An 18690-nucleotide genomic window follows, 5' to 3' on the forward strand; every position below is an offset into this window, starting at 1 on the left:
GCGGCACCTGCACTCTCTCAACATGTCGCTCGACATCGTTGAGTTGCTGGCGTCCTCCAGCGTCCCGCTCACGCTTGGTGAGATCGCGGTGAAGCTCGAGCTCAGCAAGGCCGCGGTTCATGGCGTGCTGTCAAACCTCGAAGCACGACGATATGTGGAGCGCGCGCCGGATCGGCCGGGCTACCGGCTCGGGCTTCGGTTGTGGGAGCTCGGCCTTGTCGCATCCGAGTCGATAGAGCTTCCGAAGGTCGCGCACCGTTATCTTCAGAAGCTGGTCGAGCTCAGTTCCGAAAGCTCGCAGCTTGCCGAATATTGCGCGCCGGGCGAGGTGATCTATCTCGACCGCGTCGATAGCCCCAATCCGGTCCGCGCCAACATTCATGTCGGTCGCCGCGCGCCGGCCTATTGCGTGGCAACCGGTCGCGCGCTTCTCGCGTTTCAGCCGAAAAGCGAGATCGACCGGGTGTGTGACGGCCCGCTGCAGAGCTTCACCAAGAAAACCATCGTCAAGCCGAGCAAGCTGCGCCGCGAACTCGATCTTGTCCGGCAGCGAGGCTTTGCGATCAATCATGGCGAATATCGTGGCGAAATCGTCGGCGTCGCGGCGCCTATTCGCGATCATCAGGGGCATGTGATTGCCGCGCTCAGCGTCTCCGGCCCCGAATATCGTTTCACCGTCAAGCACGCGACGGCGCTTGCGCCCGCGGTGATCGAGGCCTCGGAGGGTATCTCGCGGGAGTTCGGTCAGCACTTTCTTCAGAAACGCCGGCCTCGAGATAGTCGCGCATGTTGATTCACCAACTCTTGCAGGATGGACGGCATTCCAAGCCCGCGATCATCTTTGAAGGGGCGGTGCTCTCCTATGCGGAACTGGACGATCTTGCCAATCAGTTTGCCCATCTGTTCGGTGAACTGCGGCTCGATATCGGTGATCGGGTCAGTCTGCTGATCGGTAACGAGCCTCTGGTGGTTGCTTCCTACTTCGGCTTGTTCAAGGCGGGGCTGATTGCAAATCCGATCAACAACCGCCTGACGGCGAGTGAAGTCTCGTTTGTGCTGGAGCATGCGCAGGCGCGCGTTCTCATCACCACGCCGGAATTCCTGCCTTTGGCGTTGCAGGCAATCGCCGAGCTTGCAAATCCGCCGCGCATTGTCCTGCTCGGTGCGCATGTCGATGCGGCCCTGCCGGCGGATGTCGTCTCGGAGCAGGATCTCTATCGGCAGAAGCGCACGCCACGGCTTGTTGAAGGTTTGACGGAACAGACGCCGATCCTTCTCATTTACACGTCGGGCACGACTGGCCGCCCGAAAGGTGTGCTGCTTAGCCATGCAAATGTCTGGGCCGACGGTGTCGCGTTGTCGCAGGGCTTCCGCGTGACTTCGGACCATGTGGCTCTGTGTTTCATGCCGCTGTTCCACTGCAATGCGCTGATCGTCAGTCATATCAGCACGTTCATCGGCCATGGCACCATCGTGCTGTGCCGGAAATTCAGCGCACGCGAACACTGGCGGCTGGTGGCGGATCATCAGGTCACGAGCTTCAGCGCGCCGCCGACCGTGCTCGCTATTCTTCTCGAACGCGAAGCGGAGGCGCGGGATGCGCGCATCAAGCTCGATTTCGTCAAGACCGGCTCGGCGCCGCTGACGGTGGAGCTTGCGACGCGCTTCGAGAACAGGTTCGGCAAGGATATTCTGATCGAAGGCTGGGGCCTCACCGAGTGCACGGCGACGAGCACGCTAAACCCGCTTTACGCGGGCGGCCGCCGCAAGATCGGCTCCGTCGGGCAGGCGTTGGCCGGGCAGAAGATTGCGGTGGTGGATGACCAGGGTCGGTTCCTGCCGCCTCACAGCACTGGCGAACTGGTCATTCAATCGCCGACGATGATGCTTGGCTATTTCCGCGACGAAGAGGCGACGCGCAGAACTATTATCGACGGTTGGCTTCACACCGGCGATCTCGGCCGTATGGACGAAGAGGGCTATGTCTTTCTCGTCGGCCGCAAGAAGGAAATCATCATCCGCGGTGGCGAGAATGTCTCGCCGCTTGAGATCGAGGAAGTTATGTGCCGTCACCCCTCGGTTCGGGACGTCGCGGTTGGCGGATTGCCGGACCGGATATGGGGCGAGGTGGTTGTCGCCTGCGTTGTCGCCAACGGGGTCGCGTCCGAGCAGGAACTGATCGCTCACTGCCGCGAAAATCTCGCGGACTTCAAGGTCCCCGTCAAAATCGCAATTGTCGATGAACTGCCACGCAATGCGACCGGAAAGATTCTCCGCCGCGATCTTGCGCAGTTCTTCCAGAGCGGGGCGAAGGAGATGGCATCATGAAACAGATGACATTGGAGCAGGCCGCCCGGCTGGTCGCCAACGATCAGATCGTCACCATCGGCGGGACATTGTCGCAGCGAATTCCGGCGGCTATGGTGCGCGAACTGGCGCGACAAGGCGTGAAGGGCTTGCACCTCATCAAACCGTCGCCGGGGTTCGATGCCGATGTGCTGGCGGCGGGCGGATGTCTCGCGAGCGTGCGGGCCGGCATGACGACGCTGGAGCAGCCGTTCGGCATGGCGCCGAGTTTCCGCAGGGCTGCCGAGCGCGGCGAGCTCGAAGTGATCGAGAATGCCTGTCCGGCGGTGATGGCGAGCCTTCAAGCGGCGGCATTCGGTTTGCCGTTTCAGGCGGTCGCGGGCTTTGAAGGAAGCGATGTGCCCGGTGTCGCGCCGTTCGCGACGGTGAAGGACCCGTTCTCCGGCAAGGATACGCTGGTAGTACCGGCCGTGCGCCCGGACTGGGCGATCCTGCATGTGCATGAAGCCGACGTGCGCGGGAATGCACGGATCTACGGCACGCCGGTCTGGGATCGTCTGATGAGCCGCGCCGCCAAGCGCGTGATCCTCACCGCGGAGAAAATTCTCGATACGTCGCACTTCGTCGCGCAGCCGGAGATGACGGTGGTGCCGGAGCTGTTTGTCGAGGCGGTGGTGCACGCGCCCGCCGGTGCCTGGCCGACGGCGGTGTTCGATTGTTACGACATCGATGAACCGGCAATGCGTCATTATCTTGAGCTCAGCCGGACGCCGGATGGATTCCGAAAATATCTGGATGAGACCGAGGCGCACGATCGCCGGCCGATGGAGGTCGCCGCATGAGCGCGTCCTACAGCCCTGCCGATATCATGGCTGTCGCAATGGCGCGCTTGATCCGCGATGGCGAGGTCGTATTCGTGGGCGTGAATTCGCCGCTGCCGCTAGCCGCAGCGACGCTCGCGCGCCGTCACAACGCACCGAACTGCACCTTCATCTCGGTAGGCGGCGGTATCAATCCGACCGTCGACAAGATCATGGCCGCGACGAGCACTGCCGATCTCGGCCGCGGATCGGCATCCATCTTCGACAATCAGGAAATTTACGGGCTGAACGGCCGCGGCGGTTTCGATCTCACGTTTCTCGGCATGGCGCAGGTCGATGCGAAGGGACGGGTGAACTCGAGCTTCATCGGCGAACGCGACAAGCCGAAAGTGCGTTTTCCCGGCGGTGGCGGTGGCCCGGCGATCCTGCCGATGTCGAAACGCGCGGTGTTGTGGCGCGCGGGGCATTCGCCGAAGATTTTCGTCGAGGAGGTCCGGTTCACGACCTCGGCAGGAAATGTTGACCGGATCGTCACGCCGCTGTGCATCTTCCGCAAGGAAGACGGGCGACTGGTGCTTGAAAGCATCCATCCCGGCGTAACGCGTGCGGAGCTTGCCGAGAAAACCGGCTTCCGTATTCCGAATCTCGAGAGTGCGCCGGTGACACCGGAGCCGACCGCGGCGGAGTTATCCATCATCCGCGAAATCGACCCCGATAATGTACGACGTGTGGAGTTTGGCCTGCAGTAAATCCATCAATTAGCGAAGTCCGCGCAGAACGGACCGCATGAAATTTCAGGGAGGTGAATGATGAAGATCGTTGATACGGTACGTCATGTGCGAAAAGCCTGTGCTCTGGTTCTTGCGGTAGGGGGCGCGCTCGCGGTTCTCTCCGGTGTCGGCAGCTCCGCGCAGGCGGCGGACGAGAAGGAGCTTGTGTTCGCAGGCTTCGGCGGCTCGCTCCAGAAGTCGCTTCAGGCGACGGTCATTCCGGCATTCGAGAAGAAGTACGGCGTCAAGGTGGTCTACGTCACCGGCACGTCGAACCAGATTCTCGCCAAGGTGAAGGCGCAGCGCAACAGCCCGCAGATCGATGTGATCTGGGCCAACGATACCACGCATTATCAAGGCAAGGCCGAGAAGCTTTACGCCAAGCTCGATCCGGCCAAGGTGCCGAACCTGTCCCAGCTCTATGACTTCGCGAAGGATCGCGACGGCATCGGCATTGTGATGGGCGTTCAGGCGCTCGGTATCGAATACAATACCAAGGTGTTCAAGGAGAAGGGTTGGGCGCCGCCGACCTCATGGGCAGATCTGTGGGACCCGAAATACAAGGGCCATGTCGTCTTCTACAACATGCCGATCGGCTACACGAACCTTCTGTTCGCGAAAATCGCCGACATGAATGGTGGATCGGTCACCAATCTTGAGCCGGCCTGGAACAAGATGAAGGAGCTGCAGCCGAATGTGCTCGCCTTCGTCGATCCGCCGGCGCAGGTCGATGCGCTGTTCGGAACGGGAAGCGCATGGATCGGCTTCAACGGCAGCGCGCGCGTGCACGATTTTGCCGGCACCGGCGCGCCGGTTGCGATGGTGCTGCCGAAGGAGGGCGGAATTCTCTATCCGCAGCAGTTCGACATCGTTGCCAACGCGCCGCATCCGGATCTCGCCCAGAAGTTCATCGATTTCACGATCAGCGCCGAGGCGCAGAAGATGATCGCGGAAAGCCTTCTGCTTGGTCCCGTCAACAAGACCGTCAAGCTTGATGATGCGGCGGCGGCCAAGGTTCCTTATGGCGAGAAGAACGTCACCGCGCTCCTCAATCTGGATATCGGGCCGATCAACCAGAACCTGCAGAGCCTGACCGCGCGCTGGACCGCAATGGTGGGAGGCCGCTAATGGACGCCCACCTCGACGTCCGTCGACTGAGGAAGGCGTATGGAGACTTCGTCGCGCTTGACGATGTCTCCTTCACGGCCGCTTCCGGAGAGATCGTGGCGCTGCTCGGTCCCTCCGGTTGTGGCAAAACCACCTTGCTCAACGTGATCGCGGGCTTTCTGTCTCCCGACAAAGGCACCGTCATCGTCGATGGTCGCGACATCGTCCGTGTGCCGCCGCACAAGCGGGACATGGCCATGGTGTTCCAGAACTATGCGTTGTTTCCGCATATGAGCGTCGAGCACAACGTTGCCTTCGGCCTCAAGATGCGGAGCATTTCGTCTGGCGAGGTGGGGCAACGCGTGCAGGAGGCGCTCGAACTCGTACAGCTTGGCGGACTTGGGAAACGCTATCCCAAGGAGCTTTCGGGCGGGCAGCAGCAACGCGTGGCGCTCGCGCGCGCACTCGTAGTGCGTCCGTCCGTTCTTCTTCTGGATGAGCCGCTGTCGAATCTCGATGCCTTGCTGCGCAAGAGAATGCGCGAGGAGATGCGGCAGATTCTGAAATCGGCCAATATCACCACGGTTGTGGTGACGCACGATCAGGAGGAGGCGCTGGTCTCGGCTGACCGGATCGTCCTTCTCGCGTCGGGACGCGTCGAGCAAAGCTCCACGCCGAACGAACTCTATGAACGGCCGCAGACCATCTTCAGTGCACGCTTCATGGACGTCACCAATTTCCTCGATGGCACGGTGATCGCTCATGAGCGCGGCAATGCTGTTGTCGAGACGGCATTCGGCCGGTTGCGGGCGGAGGTGGAGGGTTGCACGGTCGGCGACAGGGTCACCGTTGCCATCCGGCCTGAGAACATCACCAAGGGAGAGGATGCCGGCGAAAACTGTGTGACCGGGGAAGTCATCTCCAGCACCTATCATGGGCCGGTGCGGCGGATCGAGATTGAGGCGAATGGCGCGCGGCTGATCGCGGATATTCCGGTCAAGCGTTGCCTGAGCAAGATCGGGGATCGGTTGTCGGTCTCGTGGCCGGCCGACGACACCCGCATTCTGCCGAACGAAGAGCCGGGCGCATCGATGGAAGCGAGCGCCGCGGAAAGAGTCCTGCAATGAGCACGACCGTCGAGAACGGACGGCTCTCCGCGGCAGGAAACAGCCTGCTGAGGTTGAATGCCGGCCTTCTCCTGGTGCCGGCCTTGCTGTTCTACGCGGCCCTGTTCGTGTGGCCGCTGGTCCTCTCGACGTGGGGAAGCTTTGCTCCGGCCGGGCAACTGTCTCTTGAGACTTATGCTCATTTCTTCGGCGACGAATTCTATCGTTCCGTGCTGTGGCGTTCGATGCGCATCAGCGCGATCACGACCCTGATGACGCTGATCATCGGCTATCCGATCGCGGTCTATCTGTCCCAGAATTGGCGCAAGGGCCGATCGCTCGTCGTGTTTCTTGTTATCGCGCCGATGTTCGTCAGTGCGGTCGTGCGCTCCTACGGCTGGATCATCATCCTCGGCCCGAATGGAATTCTCAGCTCGCTGATGAACAGCATCGGCATTCCAATGGGGCATCTTCTCTACAGCGAAGCCGGCGTCATCATCGCCCTGACGCATGTGTTCCTGCCATTCATGGTGATCGCGTTGGTCGGCTCGCTGCAGCAGATCGATCCATCGCTCGCGCGGGCGGCTCAGATTCTCGGCGCCAACGGCGTCAGCGTGTTCCTGCGTGTGATCCTGCCGTTGACCCTTCCGGGAATTTCGGCTGGCTCCGTCATCGTTTTTTGTCTTGCGGCGAGCGGCTTCGTGACGCCTGCGCTGGTCGGCGGCGCGGCCGTGCCGGTGATGCCTTATCTTGTCTATAAAGAGGGGCTTCTGGTGCTGAACTGGCCGTTTGCGTCGGCGGTGGCGTTGATCCTCTTGGTCGCGACGGCACTGGTGACGGCGATCTACACATTCGCGGTCCGTGACGGCGCCAGCAAGCGGAGGGTCGTGCGATGATGAACCGCGTCCTCACGGTCTATGTCGCGATCGTCTCAGGCCTGATGATCTTTCCGATCGCCATCGTGATTGTGGCATCGCTCAACTCCGCGGCTTATCTGTCGTTTCCGCCATCAGGTTTCAGTCTCACCTGGTATCAGCAGGTGATGTCGGACCCGATCTGGAGCGACGCGCTGTGGCTGACCTTGAAGATCGGCGTTGCGGTGGCATCGCTCTCGACCGTGCTGGGCGTTGCGGCCGCGCTCGGGCTGCGCGCCGTGGACAATACGCTCTCCGGCGTCCTGCAGACTTTTTTTCTCTCGCCGCTGATGCTGCCGACGGTGTTGATCGGCTTGGCGTTGATGCAGTTCTACCAGTCGCTCGGTATCAAGGCGTCGGTCCTGACCGTCACGCTCGGCCAGCTTCTGATCGCATGTCCCTATGTGATCCGGTTGGTGCTGGCGAGCTTCAACGGCATCGATCCACGGCTCGAGCGCGCGGCGTCGATCTTAGGTGCCAACCCCGTCCGGGTGTTCTGGCATGTGACGTTTCCGCTGATACGTCACGCGGTGCTGGCGGGCTTCTTGTTCAGCTTCATCGTTTCGCTCGACGACGTGAATATCGCGCTCTTCCTCTCCGATACGCACACCACGCCGCTGCCGGTGCAGTTGTTCAGCTACATTGAGCAGAACGCGGACTCGCTTGGCGCCGCCGCAGCGTCTTTGCTGGTTCTGCTCGCATGCCTTGCGGTCTTCATCTGCGACCGGATCGTCGGGATCGAGTGGCTGTTCGGCGCCAAGCAGCGCTCAAGCTGAACACGAAAGACCAGAAAATCCGCCTCGGCCGAGGCGGATTTTCTTCTCTGTCCTATTTGTGCTTGCTGGGCTTTTTCACGTGGCGGCGAGTTGTCGCCTCACGCTGGCTCCCCTGAATAACCGCGGCAGGAGCTCTGGATCGGTCGTTTGAGGACGCCGACCGGGGTGGATTAGGCACGATTGAATCGCCCTGCGGCGTTCCAGCTTGAGCGAAAGCGGCTCCCGACATCATCGACACCATCGCCGCTGCGATCAGTAAGTTTTTCATTGCCGGCTCCCTTTGTAAAATTGAGCGCATGGCAACGGCGGGCTTTGAAGCGCGTTCCGGAGATCGCTCGTTCGGCTTCGGCCCGTTTTTCAGCGGAGCGGCGTCATTCCGGCGTTTTGTTGGGTGGGAAACGCTGGGGCGCGCCCTTGAGGTCGGAACCGGTTGCCGTTAGCGGCTGCTTGCTCGCGGCCTCGCCATCAGCCGGAGACTGCGCCGTCGAGCCTTGCGGATTCTGGCCGGTTGTTTTGCCGGTTTCGCCGGTTTGGCTCGGCTGATCCTGCGCACCTCCGGTCCAGCCGGTGTTGCCTTTGCGCTCGGGCGTAGAACTCTCGGTCTGCGCGTAGGCAGCCACCCCACACATCAGCAGCAGGGCGCTCGCCCAGGTGAGAGTGCTACGTGTTCTCATCGAAGCCTCCTGTCGGAAACAGGCAGAACGATCCGGTGCCGCGGATCGTTCCTGACGCAACTGCGGCTCAACGGCCCGTGCGGAGTTGCGCAAGATGGTTGCGAGGAGCATGCGCCGAAGTGGCGCAGGCGTCTGCGACAATCCAAGCGTCGCTTTAAGCCGGCCTCGGTTTGACGCCGTATGCTCGAAAGATGCTTGAAAATTGGCAAACAGCAGGATTCGGAAAAATATCGTATCGACGATTACGTGCCCGAAATCACGGTGATGTTATTCGTTGGTTTGAAACCGGGGGGTGTCGTCGCGGGTTCATGGATTGCTCGTATTCCTGTGTTGGGGCATCTGCGGGGGTGGGCTGTATCGAGGTCTTATATGAAGACCCGGAGGGATAGCCGTCATGAACATGGAGCTCTCACGCCGCCAATTTATCAAAGGTGCCGGTGGTGGTGTCGCGATCACCGCGATCGGCGCGCTTGGATTTGGCGAGGTAGAAGTCGCGCATGCGGCTGCGATAAGGCATTTCAAGCTCACGGGCACAAGAGAGGTCCGTAATACCTGCACCTATTGTTCGGTCGCCTGCGGCATCATCATCTATTCCAAGGGTGATCTGACGAAGGGCGAGAAGGCCGAGATCGTCCATATCGAGGGTGACGTCGACCATCCGACCAATCGCGGTACGCTGTGCCCGAAGGGCGCAGCGCTGCTCGATATGGTGCATGCGAAAACCCGCACGCTGTATCCCCGGCTCAGGAAGCCGGGCTCCGACAAGTTCGAGCGCGTCTCCTGGGACTTTGCGCTGGACCGCATCGCGCGGTTGCTGAAGGACGATCGCGACCAGAATTTCATTGCCAAGAACAGCAAGGGCGAGACGGTCAACCGGTGGCTGAGCACGGGCTTTCTTGCTGCGTCCGCGACCACCAACGAAACGGCACTTCTCACCTACAAGGTGGTGCGCAGCGCGGGAATCCTGGCCTTCGATAACCAAGCACGCGTCTGACACGGACCGACGGTGGCCAGTCTGGCCCCAACATTCGGTCGCGGTGCAATGACGAATTCGTGGACGGATATCAAGAACACGGATCTCGTGGTGATCATGGGCGGCAATGCCGCGGAGGCGCACCCGTGCGGATTCAAATGGGTGACAGAGGCGAAAGCCAACAGAGGCGCCCGCCTGATTGTCGTCGATCCGCGCTATACACGCTCGGCTTCCGTGTCGGACCTATATGCGCCTATCCGGCAAGGCACCGATATCGCCTTCCTGCTTGGTCTCATCAACTACTGCATCTCGCATGACAAGGTGCAGTGGGATTATGTGAAGGCGTTCACCAACGCGCCTTACGTGATCAAGGAAGGCTTTGATTACAAGGATGGCCTGTTCACCGGCTACGACGAGATCAAGCGTGATTACAACCGGGAGAGCTGGGATTACGAACTCGGCGCCGATGGTTATGTGCAGGCGGATGACACCCTCGAACATCCGAGGTGCGTCTGGAGCCTGCTGAAGAAGCACGTTTCGATCTATACGCCGGAGATGGTGGAGCGCATCTGCGGTACGCCGAAAGCGAAATTCCTCAAAGTAGCGGAAATGGTTTCCGAGTGCTCGTCAAAGACAAAGACGATGACCTCGATGTATGCGCTCGGCTGGACCCAGCATTCCAAGGGCGCGCAAAACATTCGCGCGATGGCGATGTTGCAACTCGTCCTCGGCAATATCGGCGTCCGGGGTGGCGGCATGAACGCGCTGCGCGGCCATTCCAACATTCAGGGCCTGACCGACCTCGGACTAATGTCGAATCTGATCCCCGGATACCTGACGATTCCGCTCGAGAAGGAAGCGACGTTCGACAATTATATCTCGACGCGTCAGTTCAAACCGCTACGGCCAGGCCAGATGAGCTACTGGCAGAACTACAAGAAGTTCTTCGTCAGCTTTCAGAAGTTCATGTGGGGAAGCGCCGCGACCGCGCAGAACGACTGGGCCTACGATTACCTGCCCAAGCTCGACGTGCCCGGTTACGACATGCTGCGCATCTTCGATCTGATGCACGAGGGCAAGGTCAACGGTTATGTCTGCCAGGGCTTCAACCCGCTGTTGGCGCTGTCGAACCGAGGAAAAGTCACCGAGGCACTGTCGAAGCTCAAGTTCCTCGTGGTGATGGACCCGTTGCAGACGGAGACCGCGCATTTCTGGCAGAACCACGGCGAGCATAACGATGTCGATCCAGCCGGTATCCAGACCGAAGTGATCGAGCTTCCGACGACCTGCTTCGCCGAGGACGAGGGCTCGCTGGTCAATTCCGGCCGCTGGCTGCAATGGCACTGGCCGGGCGGGAGCCCTCCCGGCGAAGCCAAGCACGATATCTGGATCATGGCGCAGATTCACCAGCGCATGAAAGCCCTCTACGAGAAGGAAGGTGGCGCATTTCCGGACCCGATCAAAAATCTCGTCTGGAACTATGAAGACCCGAACTATCCGCGACCCGACGAGATCGCGAAAGAGGCCAACGGCTATGTGCTTGCCGATGTGCCGGACCCGAACGATTCGTCGAAAACGCTCCTGCAGAAGGGCAAGCAAGTCGCGACGTTCGGCGCGTTGCGCGATGACGGCACGACGGCGGCCGGGTGCTGGATCTTCACCGGCTCCTACACCGAGGCCGGCAACCAGATGGCGCGGCGGGACAATAGCGATCCCGACGATACGGGCACGTTCTCGAAATGGGCGTTCTCGTGGCCCGCCAACCGCCGCATTCTCTATAACCGTGCGTCGGCGGATATGAATGGCAACCCGTGGGATCCGAGCCGCAAGCTGTTGTGGTGGGATGGTGCCAAATGGGCCGGTTACGACGTGCCGGACATCGCGCCGAACGCCAAGCCGGGCGAGGTGCAGCCTTTCATCATGAATCCGGAAGGTACCGCGCGTCTGTTTACACGCGGCATGATGCGCGACGGGCCGTTCCCGGCACATTACGAGCCGTTTGAATCGCCGGTCGTCAACGTGGTGGCGCCGCGCATTCGCGGCAATCCGGTCGCCCGGGTGTTCGAGGCCGATCTGAAGCAGTTCGGCGATGCGGAGGAGTTTCCTTACGCCGCAACGTCGTATCGCCTCACCGAGCACTTCCATTACTGGACCAAGCACGCGCAGATCAATGCGTCGCTCCAGCCGGAATTCTTCGTTGAGATTTCCGAGCAGCTTGCGAAGGAGCGGAACATCAAGCTGGGTGGCTGGGTTCGGGTCTGGTCGAAACGTGGCTCCATCAAAGCGAAAGCCGTGGTGACCAAGCGGATCGCGCCGTTGATGTGTGACGGCAAGGCCGTGCACGTCGTCGGCATTCCGCTGCATTGGGGCTTCATGGGCGCGGCGAAGAAAGGTTTTGGCCCGAACTCGCTGTCTCCCTTCGTCGGTGATGCCAATATCGAAACGCCGGAGTTCAAGGCGTTCCTTGTCAATATCGAGCCCATCTCCGGGCCGGTGGCTTAAAGGAGAGAGCCATGGCCTTTGAATTCGAACTGCCGAATCCCAATACCAGCAATCCTGCCGTGACCTTCGGTCAGCAGGATCTCGTTCGCCGCTCGGCGTCATCGGTGCCGAAGCCGGAGCGTCAACTGACGAAGGTGGCCAAGCTCATCGATGTGTCGAAATGCATTGGCTGCAAGGCATGTCAGGCGGCATGTCTTGAGTGGAACGACGTGCGGCAGCCCGTGGGAGAGAACCGGGGTGTCTACGACAATCCGGAAGATCTCACGCCGCAGATGTTCACGCTGATGCGGTTCACGGAGTGGGTCAATCCCGAGACCGAGAACCTGGAATGGCTGATCCGCAAGGACGGCTGCATGCATTGCGAGGACCCCGGTTGCCTGAAGGCGTGTCCGGCGCCCGGCGCTATCGTGCAGTATTCCAACGGCATCGTCGACTTCGTGCACGAGAACTGCATCGGGTGCGGCTATTGCATCAAGGGATGCCCGTTCAACATCCCGCGCATCTCCCAGACCGATCATACGGTTTACAAATGCACGCTGTGCTCCGATCGCCTTGCCGTCGGTCAGGGGCCGGCCTGTGCCAAAGCCTGCCCGACGCATGCGATTGTGTTCGGCACCAAGGAAGAAATGCAGCGGCACGCCGAGGATCGCATCAAGGATCTGAAATCGCGTGGCTACACCAATGCAGGCCTTTACGATCCGCCGGGCGTCGGCGGCACCCATGTGATGTATGTTCTGCATCACGCGGACAAGCCGCAGATTTACGCCAACCTTCCGAAAGACCCGACCATCAGTCCGATCGTCGAAATCTGGAAGGGCGCAACCAAATATGCCGGATTGGCCGTCATGGGTGTAGCGGCTGCGCTTGGTGCTCTTCACTATGTGGTGGAAGGCCCGAATACGGTTTCGGAAGAAGACGAGAAGAGCGCGGAGCGTTTGACGGAGTGAGGCGAGAGCGACCGCGTGTGAGGCCGCTCCGTTTCTTTCGCGTGCGGTCGTCTGCTATTTGGCGTCCGCCAAGTTCGGCGCCATCGGAATGCTCTGCCCGCCGATGTGGGGGACGGTAGCATTCTCGACACGATTTCGCCCGGCCGCCTTGGCGCTGTACAAAGCCTGATCGGCACGCCGAAAGATTTCTTCAAACGTGTTGTCGGTGGGGAGGTAGGCCGCGACGCCCGCCGAGATGGTGACGCGTATCCGCACCGCTCCCGTCACGAACCGTGCTTGCTCCACGGCAAGGCGCATCCGCTCGATGGCCTCAACTGCCGTGGTGTGATGCTCGACATTGAGCAGGACGGTGAATTCCTCGCCGCCACTGCGCGCGACCATATCCTCCTTCCGGCTGTGTTCCCGCAGGAGGCTGGCGACCGTGACGAGCACCTGATCACCCACGTCGTGGCCGTGGGTGTCGTTCACAGTCTTGAAGTTATCGATGTCGATCACGGCAACGGCAAAGCCGGAATGGCGGACCTTGGCGTCCCTGAATCTCTTCTCACCGGCGCGCGCCAGCATCCGGCGATTTGGCAGGCTGGTGAGATAGTCGGTCGAGGCAACGACTTCGAGCCGGCGCCTCAGATTGTCCGAACACATCAGGAGGAAGGCGGTGGTCCCGACGACGGGCAGAACCGTCAGCACCATTGGCGATAGAATGTTCAGCCAGTTCGCGCCGCTTTCCACGGCAAAGTTGCTGCTGACGCCCATGAGCAGGTAGGCGATCACTCGCGCAGAGGAGAAGACCAGTCCGACCCCGATGAGGCCGATCAGGATCTTGCGGCTGAGTGATGTGTCTCCGGCCGATTTGAACAGCAGCGTCCAGATGCTGGCGCCCATCAGCCAAACCCAGACGATCGAAACGATCACCACCCGGGTTTGAAAGCTGGGCGTGACGAGAGAGAACCAGAGAACGCCGAGCGTCGCGATGACGGCCGGTATGAACTGCCACGCTTTGGGACGGATGTTATAGAATTGCTGAATCGCCGCATAATAGACGGTGAGGCCGAGAGCCATCGGGCCGTTGGCACCGACAAGCATGGCAGGGCGAGGCCAGGAACTGCCGAATGCAAACACGGCGCAGCCGCCCGCGATGAGGACGGTGCCGATCTGCCAGGATCGCGCGGCCGGGCGCAGCGTGTGCGGCAGGTCGCGAGAGACCACGCTCAGGACGCAGGCATTGGCGATCATTATCAAAGAGATGGTCGTAAAGACCGTGCCTGCTTCCATTACCCCCGAGGCCTTCTCGTTCCGGCAGTGCGAATCTCCGCCAAGCTATAGCCCATCATCCTTGAATCGACCGTTCAGGCCGATACTGAACAGACTGTTACGGATTCGCGGAGAGGCGGGTGCGTCGCTCGCAATCTCTGGGCGATCCGGCAGGGCATCGTCTGATCCGCAGGCAGAACCGGGCGTTTCTCGCGACCCGACCCCTCCCGGATTTCTGCATGTGGGAACCTGTTGAAAGGCGATTTTTGCCTTGGAAGCGGAGGCGGATTTCCCCACATTTCCTAGGAAGCCGCTGGTTTTGGCGGGCGGGATGTTGCCGGTAATCTACACCATATTTAGTATTTAATTTAACATTGAATACTAATGATTGACGGGCGTTGCCGAGTCGTCCTAGCGTTTGAGCTGTCCGGGCCAAGTATCGTGTGAGCGCACCGGGCGTCTCTGACAATGGTCAAAAGGCACATCCGCATCTCTCTATAGAGACGGCGGAGGCGGATTTGTCCGCGGTTTTGGGGGCGTCATCCCCGCGGTGTGCGCGTGGGTGACGAGGGGTAAAGCGTCGGAGGCGGGCGGGATCACAAGAACCCCTTGATGCTTCCCGGAGTTAACAGGCCGGCCCTCAAATCCGAGTGGAAACGGTCGAACGGCGGATCGGAAATATCCGCAGATTGAAATTCCCGGCGCCGCGTCATGCGGGTGCTGGGGCGCATAGACGGGGCATACAATGCGAATTCAACGCCGCTACACCAAGGTCGATCAGCCACCCTACGCCGCCATTTCGTTTCGGCTGACGACGAGCGAGATTCGCAATCCCGACGGCTCCGTGGTGTTCAAGCTCGATAATGTCGAGGTGCCGGAGTTCTGGTCGCAGGTCGCCTCCGATGTGCTGGCGCAGAAGTATTTCCGCAAGGCGGGCGTGGCCGCGCGTCTGAAGAAGGTCGAGGAGGAGACCGTCCCGTCCTGGCTGTGGCGCTCGGTGCCGGACACCGAGGCGCTCGCGGCGCTGCCCGAGGCCGAACGGTTCGGCGGCGAGCAGTCCTCGAAGCAGGTGTTCGACCGGCTCGCCGGCTGCTGGACCTATTGGGGCTGGAAGGGCGGCTACTTCACCTCGGAGGACGACGCCCGCGCCTTCCATGACGAACTGCGCTACATGCTGGCGCAGCAGATGGTCGCGCCGAACTCGCCGCAATGGTTCAACACCGGTCTGCACTGGGCTTACGGTATCGATGGTCCAGGGCAGGGCCATTATTATGTCGACTGGAAGACCGGCAAGCTCACCAAGTCGAAATCTTCCTACGAACATCCGCAGCCGCACGCCTGTTTCATCCAGGGCATCGAGGACGACCTCGTCAACGAGGGCGGCATCATGGACCTGTGGGTGCGCGAGGCGCGCCTGTTCAAATACGGCTCTGGCACCGGCTCGAACTTCTCGCGGCTGCGCGGTGAGGGCGAGAAGCTGTCGGGTGGCGGCCGCTCCTCGGGCCTGATGAGCTTCCTCAAGATCGGCGACCGCGCGGCGGGCGCGATCAAGTCGGGTGGCACCACGCGCCGCGCGGCGAAAATGGTCGTGGTCGATGCCGACCATCCGGATATCGAAACCTATATCGACTGGAAGGTGCGCGAGGAGCAGAAGGTCGCGGCGCTCGTCACCGGCTCCAAGATCAACCAGAAGCACCTCAAGGCCATCATGAAGGCCTGCGTGAACTGCGAAGGTTCAGGCGACGACTGCTTCGATCCGGAGAAGAACCCGGCGCTGAAACGCGAGATCAAGCTCGCCCGCCGCGCCCTCGTCACCGATAACATGATCAAGCGCGTGATCCAGTTCGCGCGGCAGGGCTACACCGATATTCAGTTCGACACCTTCGACACCGACTGGGATTCGGAAGCGTATCTGACCGTCTCCGGCCAGAACTCCAACAACTCCGTCTCGCTGAAGGATGATTTCCTGCGCGCGGTCGAGACAGATGGTGAATGGAATCTGGTAGGCCGCACCGACGGCAAGGTGAGGAAGACGCTGCGTGCGCGCGATTTGTGGGAGAAGATCGGCTACGCCGCCTGGGCGTCCGCCGATCCGGGCCTGCACTTCAACACCACGATGAACGACTGGCACACCTGTAAAGCCAGCGGCGACATTCGTGCGTCGAACCCGTGCTCGGAATACATGTTCCTCGACGACACGGCGTGCAATCTCGCCTCCGCCAATCTTCTGACGTTTTACGATCCGCACACCCGCCGGTTCGATACGGATGCCTATGAGCATCTGTGCCGGCTGTGGACCATCGTGCTCGAAATCTCCGTCATGATGGCGCAATTCCCGTCGAAGGCGATTGCGGAGCTGTCTTACGAATTCCGTACGCTTGGCCTCGGCTACGCCAATATCGGCGGCCTGCTGATGACCATGGGTCTGCCCTATGACTCCAAGGAAGGCCGTGCGCTGTGCGGTGCCCTCTCTGCGATCATGACCGGCACCGCCTATGCGACATCGGCGGAGATGGCGGCCGAGCTCGGCACTTTCCCGGGTTACAAGAAGAACGCGAAGCACGTGCTGCGCGTGATCCGCAACCATCGTCGCGCCGCGCATGGTGTTGCGGTCGGCTACGAGGCGCTCGCCGTCGATCCGGTGCCGCTCGATCACGCCTCTTGCCCGCAGGCCGACATCGTCGAGCATGCCAAGGCGGTGTGGGACCGTGCGCTCGAACTCGGCGAGACCAACGGCTATCGCAATGCCCAGACCACGGTGGTGGCGCCGACCGGCACCATCGGCCTGGTGATGGATTGCGACACCACCGGCATCGAGCCCGACTTCGCGCTGGTGAAGTTCAAGAAGCTCGCCGGTGGCGGCTACTGGAAGATCATCAACCGCGCCGTGCCGGAAGCGTTGCGTGCGCTCGGCTACCGCGAAAGCGAAATCGCCGAGATCGAGGCTTACGCGGTGGGCCACGGCTCGCTGTCGAACGCGCCCGGCATCAACGCCTCCACGCTGAAGGCCAAGGGTTTCACCGATGAAGCGCTGGCGAAGGTCGAGAAGGCGTTGCCGACTGCCTTCGACGTCAAATTCGTGTTCAACAAGTGGACGCTGGGCGAGGACTTCATCCGCAACAGCCTCAACATCGCGCCTGAGGTGATGAACGCACCGGGCTTCGACCTGCTCGTGGCGCTCGGCTTCTCCAAGCGTGACATCGAAGCCGCGAACGTCCACATCTGCGGTGCGATGACGGTGGAAGGTGCGCCGCACCTGAAGGACGAGCACTACGCCGTGTTCGACTGCGCCAATCCCTGCGGCAAGATCGGCAAGCGCTATCTGTCCGTCGAGAGCCACATCCGCATGATGGCGGCATCGCAGCCCTTCATTTCGGGTGCGATCTCCAAGACCATCAACATGCCGAACGACGCCACGGTGGAGGATTGCAAGAACGCTTATCTCTTGTCGTGGAAGCTCGCACTGAAGGCGAACGCGCTTTATCGCGACGGCTCGAAACTGTCGCAGCCGCTGAACTCGCAGCTCATCGCCGACGAGGATGATGAGGACGATGCCATCGAGGCGTTCCACGACAAGCCGATGGCCGCGCGTGCCACGCAGGTTGTCGAGAAGATCGTCGAGCGTGTGGTCGAACATGTCTCGCGCGAGCGCGAGCGGATGCCGGATCGCCGCAAGGGGTACACCCAGAAGGCGATCGTCGGCGGGCACAAGGTCTATGTGCGCACCGGTGAATACGATGACGGCCGCCTCGGCGAAATCTTCGTCGACATGCACAAGGAAGGCGCGGCGCTCCGCTCCTTCATCAACAACTTCGCTATCGCGGTGTCGCTCGGCCTGCAATACGGCGTGCCGCTTGAGGAATACGTTGATGCGTTCACCTTCACCCGCTTCGAGCCCGCGGGTCCGGTGCAGGGCAACGACTCCATCAAGTACGCGACCTCGATCCTGGACTACGTGTTCCGCGAACTCGCGGTGAGCTACCTGTCGCGCTATGACCTCGCCCATGTCGACCCGAGCGAAACCAGTTTCGACTCGCTCGGCAAGGGCGTGAACGAGGGCAAGGCGCAGGGCCCAACCGGCCCGAGCAAGTATCTCTCGCGTGGTCTCACACGCTCACGCTCCGACAATCTCGTGGTGATGCAGGGCGGCGCAAGTGCGGCCGTCACCGCGCACAATGACAGTGCGCCGGTGGGCGGATCGCGCGTCACTGCAACAACATCAGGTGCCGCTGAGAGTGGCGCTGCCGCGCTGAAGACCGCGGAACCGGAGCGCGCGCTCTCGCCGACGGAGAAGCTCGAGGCGGAGCAGTGGAGCAGGGCGGGCACCGCGCAGGTGACTGCACCGGCACCGGCAACGCTCTCCAAGGCCGAGCGCCGCGCGGAAGCACGGGCGCGCGGCTATGAAGGCGACATGTGCTCGGAATGCTCCAACTTCACGCTGGTACGCAACGGCACTTGCATGAAGTGCGATACCTGCGGTGCGACCACAGGCTGCAGCTAACAGTTCTGAGGCGGCTGCGCTGTCCGGTTTCAATTGGGCAG

Annotated in this window: 13 protein-coding genes; 11 read left to right on the forward strand and 2 right to left on the reverse strand. The window is 61.2% G+C overall.

Features of this window, described 5'->3' with window-relative positions:
* Positions 1–22: 22 nt before the first annotated feature.
* Genes OCA5_RS06540 through OCA5_RS06575 form a run of 8 tightly spaced genes read left to right on the forward strand, consistent with a single transcriptional unit; the run spans position 23 to position 7801 of the window.
* The gene (locus OCA5_RS06540) at positions 23–793 is read left to right on the forward strand and encodes an IclR family transcriptional regulator (RefSeq protein WP_244396070.1); all 771 of its coding nucleotides are present in this window, start codon (positions 23–25) and stop codon (positions 791–793) included.
* Positions 787–2328, forward strand: coding sequence for a class I adenylate-forming enzyme family protein (locus tag OCA5_RS06545; RefSeq protein ID WP_012563915.1), 1542 nt, complete (start codon positions 787–789; stop codon positions 2326–2328). The genes OCA5_RS06540 and OCA5_RS06545 overlap by 7 nt, the downstream gene beginning before the upstream one ends.
* Positions 2325–3149: a CoA transferase subunit A gene (locus OCA5_RS06550; protein ID WP_013912974.1), complete on the forward strand. Its 825-nt coding sequence runs from the start codon at positions 2325–2327 to the stop codon at positions 3147–3149. The genes OCA5_RS06545 and OCA5_RS06550 overlap by 4 nt, the downstream gene beginning before the upstream one ends.
* Positions 3146–3877 (forward strand): CoA-transferase subunit beta, encoded by a 732-nt coding sequence (locus OCA5_RS06555; protein ID WP_012563912.1) that lies wholly within the window; start codon positions 3146–3148, stop codon positions 3875–3877. Before OCA5_RS06550 ends, OCA5_RS06555 begins: the two co-directional genes overlap by 4 nt.
* 57 nt (positions 3878–3934) lie before the next feature.
* Entirely contained in the window at positions 3935–5026 is a 1092-nt protein-coding gene (locus OCA5_RS06560) for an ABC transporter substrate-binding protein (RefSeq protein ID WP_013912975.1), read from the forward strand.
* On the forward strand, positions 5026–6132 hold the full coding sequence (locus OCA5_RS06565) for an ABC transporter ATP-binding protein (protein WP_012563910.1): 1107 nt from the start codon (positions 5026–5028) through the stop codon (positions 6130–6132). The genes OCA5_RS06560 and OCA5_RS06565 overlap by 1 nt, the downstream gene beginning before the upstream one ends.
* Positions 6129–7007, forward strand: coding sequence for an ABC transporter permease (locus OCA5_RS06570; RefSeq protein WP_012563909.1), 879 nt, complete (start codon positions 6129–6131; stop codon positions 7005–7007). Before OCA5_RS06565 ends, OCA5_RS06570 begins: the two co-directional genes overlap by 4 nt.
* Positions 7004–7801, forward strand: a complete 798-nt coding sequence (locus OCA5_RS06575; protein WP_012563908.1) for an ABC transporter permease — start codon at positions 7004–7006, stop codon at positions 7799–7801. The genes OCA5_RS06570 and OCA5_RS06575 overlap by 4 nt, the downstream gene beginning before the upstream one ends.
* Positions 7802–8172: 371 nt before the next feature.
* On the opposite strand, the gene OCA5_RS06580 is transcribed toward OCA5_RS06575, so the two are convergent.
* The gene (locus tag OCA5_RS06580) at positions 8173–8475 is read right to left on the reverse strand and encodes a hypothetical protein (protein WP_244396069.1); all 303 of its coding nucleotides are present in this window, start codon (positions 8473–8475) and stop codon (positions 8173–8175) included.
* A gap of 394 nt (positions 8476–8869) precedes the next feature.
* On the opposite strand from OCA5_RS06580, the gene fdnG reads away from it, so the two are divergent.
* Together fdnG and fdxH are read left to right on the forward strand one after the other, a co-directional pair.
* Positions 8870–11950 (forward strand): formate dehydrogenase-N subunit alpha, encoded by a 3081-nt coding sequence (gene fdnG, locus OCA5_RS06590; protein ID WP_013912978.1) that lies wholly within the window; start codon positions 8870–8872, stop codon positions 11948–11950.
* Positions 11951–11961: 11 nt separating this feature from the next.
* Complete coding sequence (gene fdxH / locus OCA5_RS06595; RefSeq protein WP_012563904.1) at positions 11962–12897, forward strand: formate dehydrogenase subunit beta; 936 nt, start codon at positions 11962–11964, stop codon at positions 12895–12897.
* Between the two features lie 54 nt (positions 12898–12951).
* Here the strand turns inward: fdxH and OCA5_RS06600 are convergent, their stop codons facing one another.
* Positions 12952–14169, reverse strand: a complete 1218-nt coding sequence (locus OCA5_RS06600) for a GGDEF domain-containing protein (protein WP_012563903.1) — start codon at positions 14167–14169, stop codon at positions 12952–12954.
* Positions 14170–14893: 724 nt separating this feature from the next.
* Between OCA5_RS06600 and OCA5_RS06605 the strand changes: the two genes are divergently transcribed.
* Positions 14894–18649, forward strand: coding sequence for a vitamin B12-dependent ribonucleotide reductase (locus OCA5_RS06605; protein WP_012563902.1), 3756 nt, complete (start codon positions 14894–14896; stop codon positions 18647–18649).
* Positions 18650–18690: the final 41 nt, after the last annotated feature.

The organism is Afipia carboxidovorans OM5 (assembly GCF_000218565.1).
Taxonomy (GTDB): Bacteria; Pseudomonadota; Alphaproteobacteria; order Rhizobiales; family Xanthobacteraceae; genus Afipia; species Afipia carboxidovorans.

Excerpts from the sequence above, each read along its gene's own strand:
- OCA5_RS06555 (WP_012563912.1), top strand. The coding sequence starts at position 3,146 with ATGAGCGCGTCCTACAGCCCTGCCGATATCATGGCTGTCGCAATGGCG.
- OCA5_RS06575 (WP_012563908.1), top strand. The coding sequence starts at position 7,004 with ATGATGAACCGCGTCCTCACGGTCTATGTCGCGATCGTCTCAGGCCTG.
- OCA5_RS06565 (WP_012563910.1), top strand. The coding sequence starts at position 5,026 with ATGGACGCCCACCTCGACGTCCGTCGACTGAGGAAGGCGTATGGAGAC.
- fdxH (WP_012563904.1), top strand. The coding sequence starts at position 11,962 with ATGGCCTTTGAATTCGAACTGCCGAATCCCAATACCAGCAATCCTGCC.
- OCA5_RS06605 (WP_012563902.1), top strand. The coding sequence starts at position 14,894 with ATGCGAATTCAACGCCGCTACACCAAGGTCGATCAGCCACCCTACGCC.
- OCA5_RS06545 (WP_012563915.1), top strand. The coding sequence starts at position 787 with ATGTTGATTCACCAACTCTTGCAGGATGGACGGCATTCCAAGCCCGCG.
- OCA5_RS06550 (WP_013912974.1), top strand. The coding sequence starts at position 2,325 with ATGAAACAGATGACATTGGAGCAGGCCGCCCGGCTGGTCGCCAACGAT.
- OCA5_RS06540 (WP_244396070.1), top strand. The coding sequence starts at position 23 with ATGTCGCTCGACATCGTTGAGTTGCTGGCGTCCTCCAGCGTCCCGCTC.
- OCA5_RS06580 (WP_244396069.1), bottom strand. The coding sequence starts at position 8,475 with ATGAGAACACGTAGCACTCTCACCTGGGCGAGCGCCCTGCTGCTGATG.
- OCA5_RS06570 (WP_012563909.1), top strand. The coding sequence starts at position 6,129 with ATGAGCACGACCGTCGAGAACGGACGGCTCTCCGCGGCAGGAAACAGC.
- OCA5_RS06600 (WP_012563903.1), bottom strand. The coding sequence starts at position 14,169 with ATGGAAGCAGGCACGGTCTTTACGACCATCTCTTTGATAATGATCGCC.
- OCA5_RS06560 (WP_013912975.1), top strand. The coding sequence starts at position 3,935 with ATGATGAAGATCGTTGATACGGTACGTCATGTGCGAAAAGCCTGTGCT.